The sequence below is a fragment of the Nocardia sp. NBC_00416 genome (genome assembly GCF_036032445.1).
GTDB lineage: Bacteria > Actinomycetota > Actinomycetes > Mycobacteriales > Mycobacteriaceae > Nocardia.
Genome location: NZ_CP107932.1, coordinates 157,551 through 173,711, shown reverse-complemented (window position 1 = coordinate 173,711; position 16,161 = coordinate 157,551). Strand labels below are relative to the sequence as shown.

Sequence of the window (16,161 nt, the reverse complement as noted above, 5' to 3'; positions counted from 1 at the left end):
TGCGTGTCCCGCAATGCTGCACGCAGCGCGGTGACTCGGTCCCGCTCCACTTGATGATCGTGTCGAGCCGCGGCACTGATCGGGGCTGGTGCCTCGATGGTCAAGGTGCGGTTGTCACGTACGAACGCAGGCTGGTGTCTCGGGCCGACCCGTAGTTCGCGTGTCGGATCCTAGACCTCGTGTGTGGTCATGCTCAGCAGTTGATGTGCGTAGTGGTCACGCAACTCGGTGACGAGGCGGCGCTGCCAGGCACGGGTCATCACCGCATGCGTGAGACGGCGAGCCGTGCGTGGCGCGGCCGCGATCTCGGCGGCCAGATCCAGTGCCCGAGTCAGTAACTCGGAGCGAGGAAGTACCTCGTTCACCAGACCGAGCCGGAGTGCTTCCTCGGCGCGAATGCGCTGCCCGGCGTAGACGATGTGGTTGGCGCGTTTGACACCGACGAGATCGCGCAACACCAGATACATGCCGTCGCCGGGGACCGAGCCGGCACGGAAGTTGCCGTCACCGAACGACACATCCGGTGTGCAGAGGGTCAGATCGCACAGCAGCGGCAGCTCCAGCCGCATCCCGGGCCCGTTGATCGCCGCGATGGTGGGGACATCGAGGTCGAAGACGAGCCTTTCCAGGATTCTGATGCCATCGTTGTACTGCTCGTGAACAAGGTCGGCACCCCATTGCGATAGCGGTTGGGCGAACGATTCGGCGTCGACTCCGCCGAGCCAGTCATCACCAGTGCCGGTGATGACCACGACCTCGTTGTCACGGTCGGCGCCGACCACCCCCAGCAGTAGATTCCACGCATTCAACAGGCCCCGGGACCAGCTGGCCGGCCCGTCGTGGTTGTGCATACGGACGACGAGGATGCCGTCGTGGCGCTCGAGCCGGAAATGCGGCGCGAATCGCGCTCGATATTCCTCGAACGATGTCGCGGGGATGAAGTCCCCCAGCCTGCGATCTCGTTCGGCGATCGCTTCGGACATGACAGCTCCTCGTTCCCGGATGGAACCCCATCCCTTAAGTGGGGTACTACCCCATTTATTCTGGAGAGAATATCAGGGAGGTGCTGTGGTGACAGACCGGCAACGTCGCGTTCGTTCGGACTCCAGAGCCAACCGAGATCGAATCGTGGACACGGCTACGCGCTTATTCGGGCAGCGTGGGGTGGACGTGCCCCTCGACGAGATCGCCGCCGCCGCGAACGTCGGCTCGGCGACACTGCATCGACACTTCCAGGGCCGAGTGGAATTGGTCCACGCCGTGCTGAATACCAGGGCCGACCGGCTCGTCGCACACTCGGGCCGGCTACTGGCGTCGTCCCCCACGGCGCAAACCGCACTGTGGGAATGGCTGCTGGAGTTGATCGGGTTCACCACATCGTTCCGAGGGCTCGCTGTCCTGCTCGCCAACCATGACGCCGACACCACACTCGAGGACCGGCATCGCGCAGTCACCTCAGCCTGCGCCCGGCTACTGACCGCCGCCCAAGCCGAGGGATATATACGGCCTGACATAGTTGCCGGTGATCTACTCAAACTCGCTCACGGCATCGCCGTGGCAGCGGCCGGGTCCTCGGCCGCTGCCGCACGCCTGCTCGATCTCCTCGCCGACGGACTGCGAATTCCAACCGCCTGACACCGCTACCAGGACCACCGGCGTGGATCGCCGAACGCTTCGCGCAGTGGACCGATCCCCGCACTTCGCCGCAATGGAGGTACAGGACCTGCTCGCGGCGGACGTGCGCGGTTTCTTCCTGTCGCTGAACTGATCACGGTTCGGTGCAGTGATCAGTACTTCCAGAATCTTCATCGTTCCCCGCGCACGATAACCGGTCGCGTACCGGGCACCGGCATTGATATTACATACGATCGTATGTAATGTTTGTCAGGCCGGGTCCTCATCCCACCGGCACGCACACCGATCGGAGGATGCCCACGATGGACGGTCACCGGATGTTCGAGCTGGCACAGGCCCTGGCGGTAGCGAAGAGCAACCAGGATCTACCCACGGCGTTACGCCTGCTGCACCCCGAGATGGTGCTGGAGGCCCCGGCGTTGGGGACCGCCGCCCGCGGGCGGATGGAGAACGAACGAGCCCTCACCCGGTTCTTCGCGACATTCCCGGACTATCACGTGGACCTGGCCGGGCACGCTGACGACGGCGCGACCCTGATCTGCTGGGGCATCGCGCGAATGACCATGACCGGCAACCGCTTCGGAGTCGAGCCGAACGGCCTCCGCGCCGCGGTGCCGGTGTTCATCGCCTTCACCTTCGCGGACGGCCTGATCGCGAGCGAACAATTCTTCTTCGATCTGGCGGACCTGTGCGCACAGTCGGGCGTATCCGCGGATACGGTGCGGGACAGACTGTTCGGGCAGGCGAGCACGGCGGGAGAACGGCGATGACGGTGGATGCGCGGGTGCGGCCGGTCGAGGGGATCAGGACGGCGCCGCTGTTCGATATGGTCGTGGAGCTGAACCCGCGACTCGACTTCGGCACCGACGGGCCACTCGGCCGAAGAGTTCTGTACGGAGCGGCGGGCGGATGGTTCGACGGGCCGGGACTGCGCGGCGAGGTGGTGGCCGGGGGCGGCGACTGGGCTCTGTACCGCCCCGACGGGACCATGCTGCTCGACGTCCGGCTGACCCTGCGCGCCGAGGACGAACTGGTGCACATGACATACCGGGGCCGCTGGGTGATCCCACCGGAGGCGCGGGCCGAGATGGCCGATCCGGCCACCCGGGGGCGAGTCGACCCGGGCCGCTATTACTTCCGGACCACCCCGCTGTTCGAGACCGGGTCGGCGCGCTACGCCTGGCTCAACGATATCGTCGCCGTCGGTACGGGTTATCCCGTCGAGGGCGGCGTGGCCTACCACGTGGAACGGGTACTGTGATGCCCGTATCCGGGCGCGATGCGCCCGATCACGACACCGCCCGGGCCGGTACCGCGCAATCGGGCGATCGGCGCCGGGAGCGCGGAACTCGCTCACGCCGGATCATCTCGCGGCACGCCGTCGATATCGCCTCGCTGGACGGCTTGGACGGCCTCAGCTTCGGCCGCCTCGCCGACGACCTCGACATCAGCAAGGCGGGTATCCAGACATTGTTCCGCACCAAAGAAGCCCTGCAGCTGGCCACGGTGGAGGCCGCGGGCGAGGCGTTCGCCGAAGCGGTGGTCGCTCCGGTCCGGTCCGTTCCCGAAGGCGCGCCCAGGATCCGCGCGCTGGTCGAACAGTGGATCGCCTATGCCGCACAACCACTGTTCCCCGGCGGCTGCTTCTGGGGCGCCAACCTGCCCGAGTTCGACAGTCGGCCCGGACCCGTCCGTGACGCGCTACAGCGGCAACGCGACGTCTGGCTCGGCACTCTCACGCGGCAATTCGAGCGCGCGGCCGCCGACCGGCGATTCGACGACGACGAGATCGACCTGGCCGTCTTCCAAATCGACGCCGTCCTCAACGCGGCCAATATCGCCTTGCGGCTCGGTGATTCGGAAAGCACCCGGAAAGTGCACCGGGTTGTCGACGGTCTCCTGAAATCGGAATCTTGACGCGGCCGCCGACCGGTCAACCGGCCCGGTAGCGGTCGGCGAGGACTCGGCGATGATCGGCGGGGGCACCGAACAGCGCACGATTGAGGGTCGCCCGTTTCAGGTAGCGGTGGATCCCGCTCTCCCAGGTGTAGCCGATGCCGCCGTGCAACTGCATGGCCTTGCCGGCGATCCGCACCCCGGCCTCACCGGTGAAGGACTTCGCCGCCGAGACGGCTCGGCTGCGGTCCGCCGTACCGTCCGCCGCCAGCGCGCCCGACACCAGCCGGCGCGCGATGGTCAGTTCCACGAACATATCGGCGCAGGCGTGCTTCACCGCTTGGAAGGAACCGATCGGCCGGTCGAATTGCGTACGGACCCGGGCATATTCGACAGTGGCGTCCAGCATGGACGCGGCGATTCCCAGACTGTCACACGCCACCGCCAGTGCGGCGCGGTCGTAGAGTACGCGCAAACCGTCGCGAATATCGGACCGGAAGGGCCGGATCGACTCCGCTGCCACGGATACCTCGTGCGCCTCCACCCGGCCGAGCGAACGGGTCGCGTCCACGACTTGTCGTTCGGCGATCCGCAGCCCGCCCGCACCCGGCTCCACGAACACCAGGCGAACGGACCCGCCGGGCGCCCGGGCGGGTATGAGCAGGGTGGTCGCGACCGGGGCGTCCGGGACGAAATCGGCCGATCCCGACAATCGAAAACCCTCGATGGTTTCGGTCAGCAGAAATGTGGGTACTATGCCTCCGGTGCCGGCACAAGCCGTTTCGCCGCCGGCCGCCGGCACCATATCTCCACCGAGTACCGCGACAGGGATCGTGGTACCCGCAACGGTTTCACGCAGGACCGTGTCCCGGCGGGCGTCGGGCTCCAGCGCACTGAGCGCACCGACGCCCGCCGCGACACTCGGGTACGCGGTACGCGCGGCCGCCCGGCCGATCTCCTCGAGCAGGATCGCGACCTCGGTGAACGTGGCCGCCGTCCCCTCGTATTCTTCCGGAACCTCGAGACCCGTCCAGCCGGCACGAACCAAGAGCGGCCAGTCGACGCCGTCCGCACCGGTCTTGCCGAGCAGGTCCCGGGCCACCGTGCGCAGTTCGTCGTGGAACTCGCCGAATTCGCCGCTCATCACGCGCCCGCCGGTTCTCGGGGCAGCCCCAGTCCACGTTCGCCGATGATGGTGCGCTGGATCTCACTGCTGCCGCCGGGCACGGTCCACTCCCACGATCCGACGAAATCCAGCACCCAGGCGCCGGATTCCCAGCCGCCCGACATCGGCTTACGCAGGACGGCCTGGCCCGGCAGACCACAGACCTCGACCCCGAAATCGGTCATCCGCTGGAGGAGTTCGCTGTAGTAGAGCTTCACCACGGACGCGTCGGCCGGGCCGACGGCGCCGGCATCGTGTCGTTCGACCAGATCGCGGCACAGCGCGCGAAGTCCGGCCAGTTCGATCTCGAGCCGGGCCAGCCGATCCGCGATCTGGGCATCGTCGACGGGCCGCTGCCCGAGCGGTCCGGGTTTGCGGCACTCCTCGACCAGCCACCGGAAACCCGCGTTGCCCAGCCGTTCGGCCAGTTCCAGCATGGTCAGGCCGCGTTCGGCGCCCAATGTCTGCTGCGCGAGCTGCCAGCCCCGATTCTCGGCGCCGATCAGATTCGCGGCGGGTATCCGCACCTCGTCGAGGAAGATCTCACAGAAATGCGACTCCCCCGTCGCCTGGCGGATGGGTCGCACTTCTATCCCCGGACTGCGCATATCCATGAGGAAATAGGAGATGCCCTTGCGCTTGGGGACGTCCGGGTCGGTACGCGCCAGCAGCAGACACCAGTCGGCGTACTGGGCGCCGCTCGCCCACACCTTCTGCCCGGTGACCACGTAGTCGCCGCCGTCGCGCCGCGCGGCGGTGCGCAGCGCGGCCAGATCGGATCCCGCGTCCGGCTCCGAGAAGCCCTGCACCCACAGTTCACCGTCGAGAATCGCCGGGAGATGCCGTTGCTTCTGTTCGTCGGTGCCGGCGGCCAGCAGGGTGGCGGCGGCGTGATGGATCGCCACGAACGCCAGCACCAGCCGCGGTGCGTCGTGCGCGGCGAGTTCCTGATACAGCACGATCTGCTCGGGAATCGGTATGCCGCCGCCGTATTCGCGGGGCCAGTGCGGCACCGCGTACCCGGTGGCGCGCAACTGCTGGAACCAATCCCGCTGGAATGCCACGAATTCCGCGTCGGTCGCGCCGGTCTGGGTCGTCCGCCACTCCGCGGGTACGTGCGCGCGGCACCATCGCCGCACGGTGTCCCGGAATTCGGCGAGGTCACTGCCGGACATCAGCGTCTCCCGTCATCACGCGCGGGCGCACCTGCGCCGACCGGATGCGAGCACCTGCGCCGACCGGATGCGCGCATCGGTGTCATCGCGGGGCACGCCCACGCAACGCCGCCAACTTCTTCCGGTGATCGGCTGACTGCATGGTCGTCACCTCGGCGGCGAAACCGGCTTGCAGGGGCCCGGCCACCGCCTGCGAAAGATACATGTTCACCACACGTTTGGTACTGCTCAGCGCCTGTGGCGGCAATGCGGCCAACCGTTCCGCCAGCGCCCGCGCCGCGGCCGACAATTCCTCCGGCGCGACCGTTCGCGTGGCAAGTCCCAGTTCCACCGCGGTCGGCGCGTCGATCCGGTCGCCGGTGTACAGGTACTCCCGGGACCGCAGAATCGGCGTGAGCAGCGGCCAGAAGGCCGCGCCGCCGTCGCCCGCCACCAACCCGACAGCCACGTGCGGATCGGCCAGATGGGCGCGTTCGGAGATCAGGACGATATCGCAGAGGATCGCGATACTGGCGCCCAGACCTACCGCGGGACCGTTGACCGCCGCGATCACCGGCAGCGGGAATCGCAGCAGTTCCTCGATGATCTCCGCGCCCTCGCGGATGCTCTCGTCCCGGGCCACCGGGTCGTCCAGGAACGAGGTGATCCAGTCCAGGTCGCCGCCCGCGCTGAACGCCCGACCGGCGCCGGTGAGGATCACCACCCGTGCCTCGGTATCGGCCGCCAACTGCCGCCACACCTGGGCCAGCGCCCGGTGCAGGTCGGCGTCCACCGCGTTCAGTTCATCGGGACGATTGATGGTGACGGTGCGCACCGCACCCTCACCGGTGACCGTCAGCGCCCCGGGCAGGTCGTATCGCACAGCGCCTCACACTCCCGCCGGATCGGAGAACAGACCCGCCAGACCGCGACGGCCGATCCGGTCGGTCAGCAGTTCCTCGGTGCGCGCGATCCCGAACGGGAACCGGCGCAGCGGCAGACTGTACCGGGACAGCCACGACAGTGTGGTCTCGTCGCAGAAACCGACGGCGCCGTGCACCTGGTGCGCGATCCGGAACACGATATCGGCGGCCTCCAGCGCCGCCAGTCGCAGCGCCAGCGCGTCCGCGACCGCCTCGGGACGGTTCGTCTGGATACTCCACAGCGCGTACCGGGCCAAGAGGTCGACTCCCCGCCGCTCGACCTCGGCATCGGTGAGCTGGAACTGCACCCCCTGGAACTCCGCCAGCGGCCGGCCGAACTGTTCCCGGACCTGTACATGGGACCGAGCCAGTTCCAGCGCCCGGTCCAGCATGCCCAGGAGCGTCCAGCACGGAAGCGTCAGGGCCAGCGCGAGATCCGCGCCGCCGTCGCCGTCGCGGGGATCGATGTCGAGCCGGGTCACGAATGCCGACTCCCTGGTGGACGCCTCCGAGGCCAGCGGCGTCGCCGACCCGCGCGCGCCGTCCGGTGCCACGGTCGCCCAGTGCAGATCGACCCCGGCCACCGCGCCCGAAGGCTCCGGCCCGGACACCACGATCAGTCCGTCGTAGTCCGCGTCGTCGGATCGCGCCAGCCGCTCCGCGACGGGATAGGGCGCAGCCCAGTAGCCGGCGCCACGGCACAGGGCCGCGGCCGCCTCCAACTCGACCGGGTCCCGCCGCGGGGCGAGTTCCCACGCCCCGAGGCCGGCCAGTACCGGCTCGATCAGCCGCTGTCGGCCCGCCGGTTCTTGTTCGGCCCGCTGGACCAGTTCGTCTCCGCCGGCCGCGCGCAGTGCGCGCACGATCTCCCGGCCGAATTCCTGTGCCTCGTCGGCGAGTTCGATCCGCACCTCGTGGGCGGGCCCGGGCGCCGCGTCCGACGTACTCACACTGTCCTCCTCCGCCGGCCGCGATATCCCCTGCGGTTGTGGGCCGCCCCGCTTTCCGCGCCGGACCCGCCGGCGAATTCTCCCCGGCCGGCGGGGGGCGCGGCGCGTTCGCCGCTCATGACCCGACCTGCCCCGGCAACAGGCGGCCACTCCCCCGCTCCTCGGTCGCGGCGGGCGGCGGCCGGGGCGCGTCACGCTCGGGCCGTGGTGCGCCCAGCAGTTCACGCGCGAGCAGTATGCGCTGCACCTCGATACTCCCGGACGCGACGGTGGCCGCGTTGGCGTACCGCCAGTGGTCGTGGACGGCGCGCCGGAACCGGCGACGCGCGTCGGAATCCGCTGGAACCGACGCCGCGAGTTCCACCAGCACCTCGGCGCTCTCCTGATCCAGCCGGGTCACCGCGATCCGGTAGGCCGCGGCGTCACCCGGCGCGACTGTGCCCGAATTCTGTAGCGACAGCACCTGATACGCGAGCAGTCGGGCACGTCGGCAGCGGGTGAGCAGCCGCGCCCAGCGGCCCCGCAACGCCGCCGGGATCTCGTCCCAGACCTCGCCGAGCACCTCGGGCGCGGCGTGCAGCAACCGGTCGCACCGCGCGTAGCGGGCGATCCCGACGCGCTCGAAGGCCAGCACTTCCTGCACGACCGACCAGCCGTTGTCCACCTCGCCCAGTACGTCGGCTTCGGTCGCGCGGACGCCGTCGAAGAACACTTCGTTGAGATGATGCGGGCCCAGCATCGATCTGATCGGGCGGACGGTGATGCCGGGATCCGACATCGGCAAGAGGAAAACGGTGAGTCCCTGCTGTTTACGTCCGGCATTGGAGGTACGGGCCAGCAGGAAGCACCACTGCGCCATGGACGCGTAGGAAGTCCAGATCTTCTGGCCCGAAATCGACCAGCCGTCACCGTCGCGGCGGGCGCGAGTACGCAGGGAGGCCAGGTCCGAGCCCGCGTCGGGTTCGGAGAAGCCCTGACACCAGACGACTTCGCCGCGCGCTATCGGCTGGAGGTGTTTGCGCTGCTGTTCCGGGGTGCCGTGGCGCATGATGGTCGGACCCACCCAGTTCACGCCCATGTACTGCGCGCCGCGCGGTTCGTGCTGCGCCCACATCTCCTCGCGCACCACGGTCTGCTCCCAGATCGAGGCGCCGCGGCCGCCGAATTCCTCCGGCCAGGCCAGGCAGAGCAGGCCGCGTTCGGCGAGAGTCGCGCAGAAACGCTGAGCGACGGCCAGATCCGCGGGATCATCGGTGAAGGCGCCCAGATAGTCGGCGGGGACCTCATCGGCGATCAACCGGCGTAGCTCCCCGCGGAGCTTCGCGGCGGTCGCACCCATCGTGAAGTCCATGGGCGTACCCTACGTCAATCCTCATAAGGATTGCAATGTTTACTGGTTTGGCGGTCAGTATTCCGCCGCACCCGACCTCGCATCACCCGGGCGGATCGTCGCGCGTCACGGCCGCCGCGGCTGCGGCCAGGCAGAACTCCCCCATTCGCTCGATATCGGCGGCCGTCGGCTCGGTATGCGACCACAGGTACTCCGATAATTTCCCCACCGTCGCATAGGCGACCAGTCCGGCGGCGAGTTCCGGTTCCCGGACCCCGAGTTCGGCGAACGGAGCGTGCAGCAGCACGGCCAACCGCCGCGGAGCCGACCCGACCTGGCCGGTCACCAGGTCCGACCCCAGCGCTCCGGTATGGCACAGCACCGCCCGCGCATCCGCGGCGAGCGGCTCGTCCGCCTGGGCCAGGATGGCCGCCACCCAGCAGCGGACCTGCGCATCGGCCCGCGGTTCCTTCGACATCCGGTGCGCGACATAGTCCGTCAGCCGTTCCGCACCGTCGGCCAGCACCGCCGCCATCAGCGCGTCCTTGGACCGGAAGTGCCGGTAGAACGCATCGTTGGAGAGGCCCGCCGCCGCCACGATATCGGCGACTCGGGGGCGCGCGTCCGGACCGCACCGCCGCACCTGAGCCAGCGCCGCGTCCAGCAATCGGCGGATCTCGTCCGCGTACTCGGCCTCCCGTTCGGCCACCGCCTGCCGCGCGATCCGGCCGACCAGCCCCGACTCTGGAAGAATTGCATTCTTGTTCACAAGAAGTATATTCTCACCACGAGAGAGGAGGCGCAAATGGCATGGGATTTCGAGACCGACCCCGACTTCCAGGCAAAGCTGGACTGGGCCGATGCGTTCGTACGCGACGAGGTCGAGCCGCTGGACCTCATCTGGCCGCATCAGCAGTTCGTCCCACTGGAAGGTCCCCGGCGGGCCGCCGTCGACCCGCTCAAGCAGCGGGTCCGGGAGCAGGGGTTGTGGGCGACCCACCTCGGTCCGGACCTGGGCGGGCAGGGGTACGGGCAGCTGAAACTGGCGCTGCTCAACGAGATCCTCGGTCGCAGCTCCTGGGCGCCCATAGTCTTCGGCTGCCAGGCCCCCGACACCGGTAATGCCGAGATCATCGCGCACTACGGCACCGCGGCCCAGAAAGAGAGATACCTGCGGCCGCTGCTGGAAGGCGAACTCTTCTCCTGCTATTCGATGACCGAACCGCAGGCCGGCGCCGACCCGACCCAGTTCCGCACCCGCGCCGCGCGCGACGGTGACGACTGGGTGATCAACGGCTGGAAATTCTTCTCCTCCAACGCGCGCACCGCGTCGTTCCTGATCGTGATGGCGGTGACGGACCCGGACGTCAGCCCCTACCAAGGGATGTCGATGTTCCTGGTGCCCACCGACACCCCCGGTATCGTGATCGAACGCAATATCGGCCTCGCCGGGGAACCGCTGAACGACGGTTCGCACGCGTTGATCCACTACGACAACGTCCGCGTTCCCGCCGAAGCGCTGCTCGGTGCGGCGGGACAGGCGTTCGTGATCGCGCAGACCCGACTCGGCGGTGGACGCATCCATCACGCCATGCGCACCATCGGACTCGCCCAGAAAGCCCTGGACATGATGTGCGAGCGGGCGTTGAGCCGGGAGACCGCGGGCAGCCGGCTGTCCGACAAGCAGTTCGTGCAGGGCTATATCGCCGACTCCTACGCCCAGCTGAAACAGTTCCGCCTGCTGGTGCTCTACACCGCGTGGGAGATCGACAAGTACAACGACTACAAGAAGGTCCGCAAGGACATCGCCACCGTGAAGGTGGTGATGCCGACGGTGCTGCACGATATCGCCTGGCGCGCCATGCAGGTGCACGGCGCGCTCGGCACCACCAACGAGATGCCCTTCTTCACCATGATCCACGGCGCCGGCGTGATGGGCCTGGCCGACGGTCCCACCGAGGTGCACAAGATGACCGTCGCCAAACAGGTCCTGCGCGACCACCGGCCCAGCGACGATCTCTGGCCGACGGAATGGATACCCCGCAAGCTCGAGTCGGCGCGCCGCAAATACGCCGACTACCTGGAGAACGAGGTGGGCAACCAGTGATCGACTTCGCGCCGCTGGCGAACTGGATGGACGAGGCCGAGCTCCCGGGCAAGGGCGAACCGCTGGAGACACGGTTGCTCTCGGGCGGCACCCAGAACGAGATCTACGAGATCACCCGGGGCGAACATCGCTGTGTGCTCCGGATACCACCGGCCCACGCCCCGGCCGACCGGGACAACGGCATCCTGCGGGAGTGGCGGATCATCGAGGCGCTGGACGGCTCCGAGGTCCCGCACACCGCTGCCGTGGGGGTCTGTACCGACAAATCCGTACTCGGCAGGACGTTCTACCTGATGGGGTTCGTGGACGGCTGGTCGCCGATGGACCACCGCCGGATCTGGCCGGCCCCGTTCGACACCGACCTCACCGCCCGCGCCGGACTGGCCTACCAGCTCACCGAGGGGATCGCACTGCTGTCGAAAGTGGACTGGCGGGAGCGGGGCCTGCACGATCTGGGCCGGCCGGACGGTTTCCACGAACGCCAGGTCGCCCGGTGGACCGGTTTCTTCGAACGGATCAAGGGCCGCGAACTCGACGGCATGGACACCGCCACCCGCTGGCTGCGCGAGCACCGGCCGCTGGACTACATCCCCGGACTCATGCACGGCGACTACCAGTTCGCCAATGTCATGTACCGCGACGGCGATCCGGCCCGGCTGGCCGCCATCGTCGACTGGGAGATGGGCACGGTCGGCGATCCGAAACTCGATCTGGCCTGGATGGTGCAGAGCTGGCCGGCGGACACTTCCGCTCCGGAGGCCGGCGAGTCCGGGTATGTGGATATGCGCGGTATGCCCACGCGCGACCAGGTCGTCGCGCACTACGCCGAAGTGTCCGGGCGCCAGGTAGACGATCTGGACTACTACCTGATCCTCGCCAAATGGAAACTCGCGATCGTGCTGGAACAAGGCTTCCAACGCGCGGGCGACGACGTGAAACTGCAGTCCTTCGGCCCGATCGTGCCCGAACTGATGCGCTCGGCCGCCGAACTCACCGAGACAACGGAGTACACGTCATGAACGAGTCAGGCCCGAAGGCGGCAGCGCAGCGTAACCACGAAGGGCCCTCGTTCGTGACCGATCGACACAGCATGAGCGATGAAGAATTCCTGGTGGACCGCCGCGGTCCGGTCACCGTCCTCACCCTGAACCGTCCGGAGGCCCGCAACGCGCTCAACGGGAACCTGATCGGCGGCATCGGGGCGACCGTCCTGGCGGCCGAATCCGATCCCGCCATCCGCGCCCTGGTGCTCACCGCCGCCGGGGAGCGCGCGTTCTGCTCCGGAATGGATCTGCGCGCGTTCGCCGGCGGCGAGGACGTCGGGTTCAGCGACACCCCGGAGAACCGGGCCTTCCAGCGCCTCACCCGCGGTGCGGTCGAGGTGCCGGTGGTCGGCGCGGCCAACGGCAGCGCGGTGGGCGGCGGTCTGGAACTGCTGCTGGGCTGTGATCTGATCGTCGCCGCCGAGACCGCGAAGTTCGGTCTGCCCGAGGTGCAACGGGGACTCTTCCCCGGGGGCGGCGGTACCTACATCGCCGAACGGATACCGCTGGGCATCGCGCTGCAACTCACCCTCACCGGCGAGCTCTTCACCGCCGCACGCGGTTACGAGATCGGCCTGCTGAATTCGGTGGTACCGGCGGACCAGGTGCTCGAGACCGCGGTCGGTTTCGCCGAACGCATCGCCGCGAACGGGCCGCTGGGGGTCGCCGCCTGCAAGGAACTGGTGCGTCTGTCGGTGACCGATCCCGCGAAGGCCGCCGAGCGGCAGCGACACTGGCAAGGCGTGGTATTCGCCAGCGCGGACGCCAAGGAGGGCGCGACGGCGTTCATGGAGAAGCGCGCCCCGGTGTGGCGGGGCGAATGACCTCGATACGGGCGGTGGTCTGCCCCGAATTCGGTACGCCGGAAGTGCTCCGGGTCGAGCGACGGCCCGCGCCCCGGCCCGGAGAAGCGCAGGTCCGCGTCCGGGTGCACGCGGCCGCCGCGAACTTCCCGGATGTCCTGTTGATCGCCGGCCGGTACCAGATCACCGTGCCGCCGCCGTTCGTCCCGGGCAGCGAATTCGCCGGTGTGATAACAGAGTTGGGCTCCGACTGCACCGGCGTGGCCGTGGGCGACCGCGTCGCCGGCACCGGCTTGTACGGCGCGTTCGCCGAAGAGATCGTGGTCCCCGCGACGAACCTCACCCCGATACCGGAAGGCGTGGACGATCGGACCGCGGCCGCCTTCGGCGTCGCCTACCGCACCGCCTACCACTCACTCCGGTCGGTCGCGCGGATCCGCGCCGGCGAGACCGTGGTCGTGCTCGGTGCGGGCGGCGGGGTCGGGCTGGCGGCGGTGCAGCTGGGTGCCGCACTCGGCGCGGAGGTGGTGGCCGTGGCCTCGTCTGCCGAGAAGCTGGCCGCCGCACGATCCTACGGCGCGACCCGGCTGATCGATCATCGCGCGGGAGAACTTCGGGAAGCCCTGCGGGCGGCGGTGCCGGGCGGCGCGGCGGCCGTCCTCGACCCCGTCGGCGGCGACCTGTCCGAACCGGCGCTGCGCGCACTGGGCCGCGGCGGCCGCTTCGTCACCATCGGATACGCATCCGGAACCGTCCCCCGAATCCCGCTGAACCTGGTGCTGGTCAAGGGCTTACAAGTCCTGGGCTTCCAGTTCCGGGATCTCGACCCGGACGAATTCGAGCGTAACGAAAAGGAACTCGCGGGACTGCTGGCCGACGGCCGGGTCGCGCCGCATATCGGTGCGGTCTTCCCGCTCGAACACACCGCCCGGGCCCTCCGGGAGGTCGCCGCGGGCCGGGCTGTCGGCAAGGTACTCATCGACATGACGGCATAGGCGGACGCCACGTGGACAGCCCCCGCCGGGGGCATCGGCGCGGAGGGCCGGTCAGCCCATGGCCGCGGCCATCGCCGCGTGATTGTGGAAATCGCGCGTGGCCACTATCTTTCCGTCCCGGACCCGCAGCACCTGAATATTGGACACCGCCAGCTCCGCACCACTCGACCGATTACGCAGGGTGTAGTCCCATTCGGCGATGATCACCTCCGGATCCCCGGTCTCGTGGACTACCGGGTTACGCACGGTCATGTCCATCGGCGTGCGCCTGCTGCGTTCGAAATGCGCGGCCAGCGCACTACGGCCGACCAGACGCACGGGCTCCGGCAGCGCGAAGGGCAACTCCACCACGCAGTCCTCGGCGTAGAGGTCGGCGAGATCCTCGAACCGCCGCTTCTCGATACCGGACAGCAGACGGGCGAATACTTCACCTGGGGTGACGGACATCTTCGACTCCCTCGTTCTAGAATCGGAGTTCATACTCCGTTTTATATCATACGGAGTGTCGACTCCGTTTGGAAGAGGATGAGATGAGCCCACGCGCCGACGCTGTCCGCAACCGCGCCAAGGTCCTGGCCGCCGCCGCGGAGATCTTCGCCGCGGAAGGCGTAGCGGTCTCGACCGAACAGGTCGCCCGGGCGGCGGGGGTCGGGGTAGGCACGGTCTTCCGCCATTTCCCGACCAAAGAAGATCTGCTCCGCGCCGTACTGGAAGCCCACTTCGACAGCCTCGTCGCCGATGCCGAAAAGACCGCCGCGGCCGACGATCCCGGCGAGGCGGTTTTCGCCTTCCTGCGCCGGGCGGTCGAGCAGTCGCGGGTCAAGACCGTCTACGCGGACGCCGGACTCGGGCTCGACGCGCTCGCCGAAGCCGGCCGGTCCCGGTTCCGGGAGGCGGTCACCGATCTACTCGTCCGCGCCCAGCGGGCCGGCGCCGTGCGCGCCGACCTCACCACGACGCAGTTGCTCGCCGTCCTGGCCGGAGCCGTCCACGCCGACCGCTACGCCGACGGCGACGAAACGCCGAGCATGGTTGTCTTCGACGGCCTTCGGCCGCGCTGAACGCCTCGGCGGTCCTGGTAGAGCGATCGGTTTCGGATATCCGAGGCTCGACGTGACCCACTCCGGCCGAGCCCTGGCGATCACGGTCCCCAGCCCGGCACCGCGACGGGAATTTTCGCGATAACGAGGGAAGGTTCCTTTCCCAGGAGCCGCTGGTACCGATGCGGCCGTGCGGCCCCGGATCCGGGCGCACACACGCCGCCCGACGGCACGGGCGGCGCACCGGAAGGAAACGGTATGAAGTTCGCGGTCAGCTACAGCACCGCCCATTTCGGGACCGACCCGGATCGCCTGGTCGATTACGCGAGGCATGCCGAGTCCTGCGGGTTCGAGGGCCTGTACCTACCCGAACATCTGGTGCTGTATCCCGGCGCGCAACTGCACACGTTCGAAGTGCCGCCCACCCTGCCCTTCGTCGATCCGCTCGACACGCTCGCCTTCATCGCCGCGGCCACCGATCGACTCCTGCTCGGGACCGGCGTACTCCTGCTGCCCTACCGCCACCCCGTCGTATTGGCCAAGCAACTGGCGACGATCGATGTGCTCTCCAAAGGCCGGATGCGGTTGCTGACCGTGGGACTGGGCGCCCTGCCCGCCGAGGCCGCGGCCGCGAATGTCGATTTCCGCACCCGCGGCCGACGGGCCGACGAGGCGATCGATGTACTGCGACTGCTGTGGGAGGGCGACGACGCGGGCGTCGGATTCCACGGCGAGTTCTTCTCTTTCGACAACCTCGTCCAGTTCCCCAAACCGTATCGGGCCACGACGCTGCCCATTCATATCGGCGGATCGAGCCGGGCCGCCGCCCGCCGCACGGGCCTGCGCGGCGACGGCTACTTCGCGGGCGGCGCGCTTCTACCCGACGAGCGGACCGCGCAGTGGGAGCTGGCGAGGTCGACTGCCGAAGCGGCGGGGCGAGATCCCGGCCGCCTCGAGTACACGCGCTGGAGCGGACTCGATATGACCGACGAGCGGCTCGCGGCCTTCGCGGCGCAGGGGGTGGATCGCGTCGTCGTCAGCGCCACGGCCACCGACCCGGCCGAACAGCAGGACGAACTCTCGCAGTTCGCCCAGCGGTTCCTGACCGGGCACTCGTGAC

Annotated in this window: 18 protein-coding genes; 10 read left to right on the top strand and 8 right to left on the bottom strand. The window is 68.6% G+C overall.

Annotated elements, in window-relative coordinates:
* Positions 1-170: 170 nt before the first annotated feature.
* Positions 171-983 (bottom strand): enoyl-CoA hydratase/isomerase family protein, encoded by an 813-nt coding sequence (locus tag OG804_RS00855; RefSeq protein ID WP_328392813.1) that lies wholly within the window; start codon positions 981-983, stop codon positions 171-173.
* Here OG804_RS00855 and OG804_RS00850 point away from each other — a divergent pair.
* From OG804_RS00850 to OG804_RS00835, 4 genes are all read left to right on the top strand, one after another.
* Complete coding sequence (locus OG804_RS00850) at positions 865-1,635, top strand: TetR/AcrR family transcriptional regulator (RefSeq protein WP_328392811.1); 771 nt, start codon at positions 865-867, stop codon at positions 1,633-1,635. The two genes, OG804_RS00855 and OG804_RS00850, sit on opposite strands and share 119 nt — an antisense overlap.
* A gap of 302 nt (positions 1,636-1,937) precedes the next feature.
* A complete protein-coding gene (locus OG804_RS00845; protein WP_328392809.1) occupies positions 1,938-2,405 on the top strand; it encodes an ester cyclase in 468 nt (155 codons plus the stop codon).
* Entirely contained in the window at positions 2,402-2,896 is a 495-nt protein-coding gene (locus OG804_RS00840; RefSeq protein WP_328392807.1) for a DUF3237 domain-containing protein, read from the top strand. The genes OG804_RS00845 and OG804_RS00840 overlap by 4 nt, the downstream gene beginning before the upstream one ends.
* Entirely contained in the window at positions 2,896-3,552 is a 657-nt protein-coding gene (locus OG804_RS00835; RefSeq protein WP_328392805.1) for a TetR/AcrR family transcriptional regulator, read from the top strand. The genes OG804_RS00840 and OG804_RS00835 overlap by 1 nt, the downstream gene beginning before the upstream one ends.
* Before the next feature lie 16 nt (positions 3,553-3,568).
* Here the strand turns inward: OG804_RS00835 and OG804_RS00830 are convergent, their stop codons facing one another.
* The 6 genes from OG804_RS00830 to OG804_RS00805 form a co-directional block, all read right to left on the bottom strand.
* Positions 3,569-4,675 carry an acyl-CoA dehydrogenase family protein gene (locus OG804_RS00830; RefSeq protein ID WP_328392803.1) on the bottom strand — a complete coding sequence of 369 codons (1,107 nt, stop codon included), beginning with the start codon at positions 4,673-4,675 and terminating at the stop codon, positions 3,569-3,571.
* Positions 4,675-5,871, bottom strand: a complete 1,197-nt coding sequence (locus OG804_RS00825) for an acyl-CoA dehydrogenase family protein (RefSeq protein WP_328392801.1) — start codon at positions 5,869-5,871, stop codon at positions 4,675-4,677. The genes OG804_RS00830 and OG804_RS00825 overlap by 1 nt, the downstream gene beginning before the upstream one ends.
* A gap of 82 nt (positions 5,872-5,953) precedes the next feature.
* Positions 5,954-6,733: an enoyl-CoA hydratase/isomerase family protein gene (locus OG804_RS00820; RefSeq protein WP_328392799.1), complete on the bottom strand. Its 780-nt coding sequence runs from the start codon at positions 6,731-6,733 to the stop codon at positions 5,954-5,956.
* 6 nt (positions 6,734-6,739) lie between these two features.
* Entirely contained in the window at positions 6,740-7,684 is a 945-nt protein-coding gene (locus OG804_RS00815; RefSeq protein WP_328398182.1) for an acyl-CoA dehydrogenase family protein, read from the bottom strand.
* Positions 7,685-7,838: 154 nt separating this feature from the next.
* Positions 7,839-9,074: an acyl-CoA dehydrogenase family protein gene (locus OG804_RS00810; RefSeq protein WP_328392797.1), complete on the bottom strand. Its 1,236-nt coding sequence runs from the start codon at positions 9,072-9,074 to the stop codon at positions 7,839-7,841.
* A gap of 82 nt (positions 9,075-9,156) precedes the next feature.
* Positions 9,157-9,822: a TetR/AcrR family transcriptional regulator gene (locus OG804_RS00805; protein ID WP_328392795.1), complete on the bottom strand. Its 666-nt coding sequence runs from the start codon at positions 9,820-9,822 to the stop codon at positions 9,157-9,159.
* 36 nt (positions 9,823-9,858) lie between these two features.
* Here OG804_RS00805 and OG804_RS00800 point away from each other — a divergent pair, with 36 nt between their 5' ends.
* The 4 genes from OG804_RS00800 to OG804_RS00785 all read left to right on the top strand — a co-directional run bounded on the left by OG804_RS00800 (position 9,859) and on the right by OG804_RS00785 (position 14,001).
* The gene (locus OG804_RS00800; RefSeq protein WP_328392793.1) at positions 9,859-11,160 is read left to right on the top strand and encodes an acyl-CoA dehydrogenase family protein; all 1,302 of its coding nucleotides are present in this window, start codon (positions 9,859-9,861) and stop codon (positions 11,158-11,160) included.
* 26 nt (positions 11,161-11,186) lie between these two features.
* A complete protein-coding gene (locus OG804_RS00795; RefSeq protein WP_328398180.1) occupies positions 11,187-12,179 on the top strand; it encodes a phosphotransferase family protein in 993 nt (330 codons plus the stop codon).
* A gap of 71 nt (positions 12,180-12,250) precedes the next feature.
* A complete protein-coding gene (locus OG804_RS00790; RefSeq protein ID WP_328392791.1) occupies positions 12,251-13,027 on the top strand; it encodes an enoyl-CoA hydratase-related protein in 777 nt (258 codons plus the stop codon).
* Positions 13,028-13,032: 5 nt separating this feature from the next.
* The gene (locus tag OG804_RS00785; protein ID WP_328398178.1) at positions 13,033-14,001 is read left to right on the top strand and encodes an NADPH:quinone oxidoreductase family protein; all 969 of its coding nucleotides are present in this window, start codon (positions 13,033-13,035) and stop codon (positions 13,999-14,001) included.
* Between the two features lie 51 nt (positions 14,002-14,052).
* Here the strand turns inward: OG804_RS00785 and OG804_RS00780 are convergent, their stop codons facing one another.
* The gene (locus OG804_RS00780) at positions 14,053-14,448 is read right to left on the bottom strand and encodes a nuclear transport factor 2 family protein (protein WP_328392789.1); all 396 of its coding nucleotides are present in this window, start codon (positions 14,446-14,448) and stop codon (positions 14,053-14,055) included.
* An 83-nt stretch (positions 14,449-14,531) separates the two neighbouring features.
* Between OG804_RS00780 and OG804_RS00775 the strand changes: the two genes are divergently transcribed.
* Positions 14,532-15,062, top strand: coding sequence for a TetR/AcrR family transcriptional regulator (locus OG804_RS00775; RefSeq protein WP_328392787.1), 531 nt, complete (start codon positions 14,532-14,534; stop codon positions 15,060-15,062).
* 237 nt (positions 15,063-15,299) lie between these two features.
* Positions 15,300-16,160 (top strand): TIGR03619 family F420-dependent LLM class oxidoreductase, encoded by an 861-nt coding sequence (locus OG804_RS00770; RefSeq protein WP_328392784.1) that lies wholly within the window; start codon positions 15,300-15,302, stop codon positions 16,158-16,160.
* Position 16,161 lies beyond the last annotated feature (1 nt).

Coding starts and splice junctions, on each gene's coding strand:
- OG804_RS00800 (WP_328392793.1), top strand. CDS start 9,859: ATGGCATGGGATTTCGAGACCGACCCCGACTTCCAGGCAAAGCTGGAC.
- OG804_RS00840 (WP_328392807.1), top strand. CDS start 2,402: ATGACGGTGGATGCGCGGGTGCGGCCGGTCGAGGGGATCAGGACGGCG.
- OG804_RS00795 (WP_328398180.1), top strand. CDS start 11,187: ATGGACGAGGCCGAGCTCCCGGGCAAGGGCGAACCGCTGGAGACACGG.
- OG804_RS00770 (WP_328392784.1), top strand. CDS start 15,300: ATGAAGTTCGCGGTCAGCTACAGCACCGCCCATTTCGGGACCGACCCG.
- OG804_RS00790 (WP_328392791.1), top strand. CDS start 12,251: ATGAGCGATGAAGAATTCCTGGTGGACCGCCGCGGTCCGGTCACCGTC.
- OG804_RS00780 (WP_328392789.1), bottom strand. CDS start 14,448: ATGTCCGTCACCCCAGGTGAAGTATTCGCCCGTCTGCTGTCCGGTATC.
- OG804_RS00855 (WP_328392813.1), bottom strand. CDS start 983: ATGTCCGAAGCGATCGCCGAACGAGATCGCAGGCTGGGGGACTTCATC.
- OG804_RS00830 (WP_328392803.1), bottom strand. CDS start 4,675: ATGAGCGGCGAATTCGGCGAGTTCCACGACGAACTGCGCACGGTGGCC.
- OG804_RS00810 (WP_328392797.1), bottom strand. CDS start 9,074: ATGGACTTCACGATGGGTGCGACCGCCGCGAAGCTCCGCGGGGAGCTA.
- OG804_RS00835 (WP_328392805.1), top strand. CDS start 2,896: ATGCCCGTATCCGGGCGCGATGCGCCCGATCACGACACCGCCCGGGCC.
- OG804_RS00825 (WP_328392801.1), bottom strand. CDS start 5,871: ATGTCCGGCAGTGACCTCGCCGAATTCCGGGACACCGTGCGGCGATGG.
- OG804_RS00845 (WP_328392809.1), top strand. CDS start 1,938: ATGGACGGTCACCGGATGTTCGAGCTGGCACAGGCCCTGGCGGTAGCG.
- OG804_RS00775 (WP_328392787.1), top strand. CDS start 14,532: ATGAGCCCACGCGCCGACGCTGTCCGCAACCGCGCCAAGGTCCTGGCC.
- OG804_RS00850 (WP_328392811.1), top strand. CDS start 865: ATGCCGTCGTGGCGCTCGAGCCGGAAATGCGGCGCGAATCGCGCTCGA.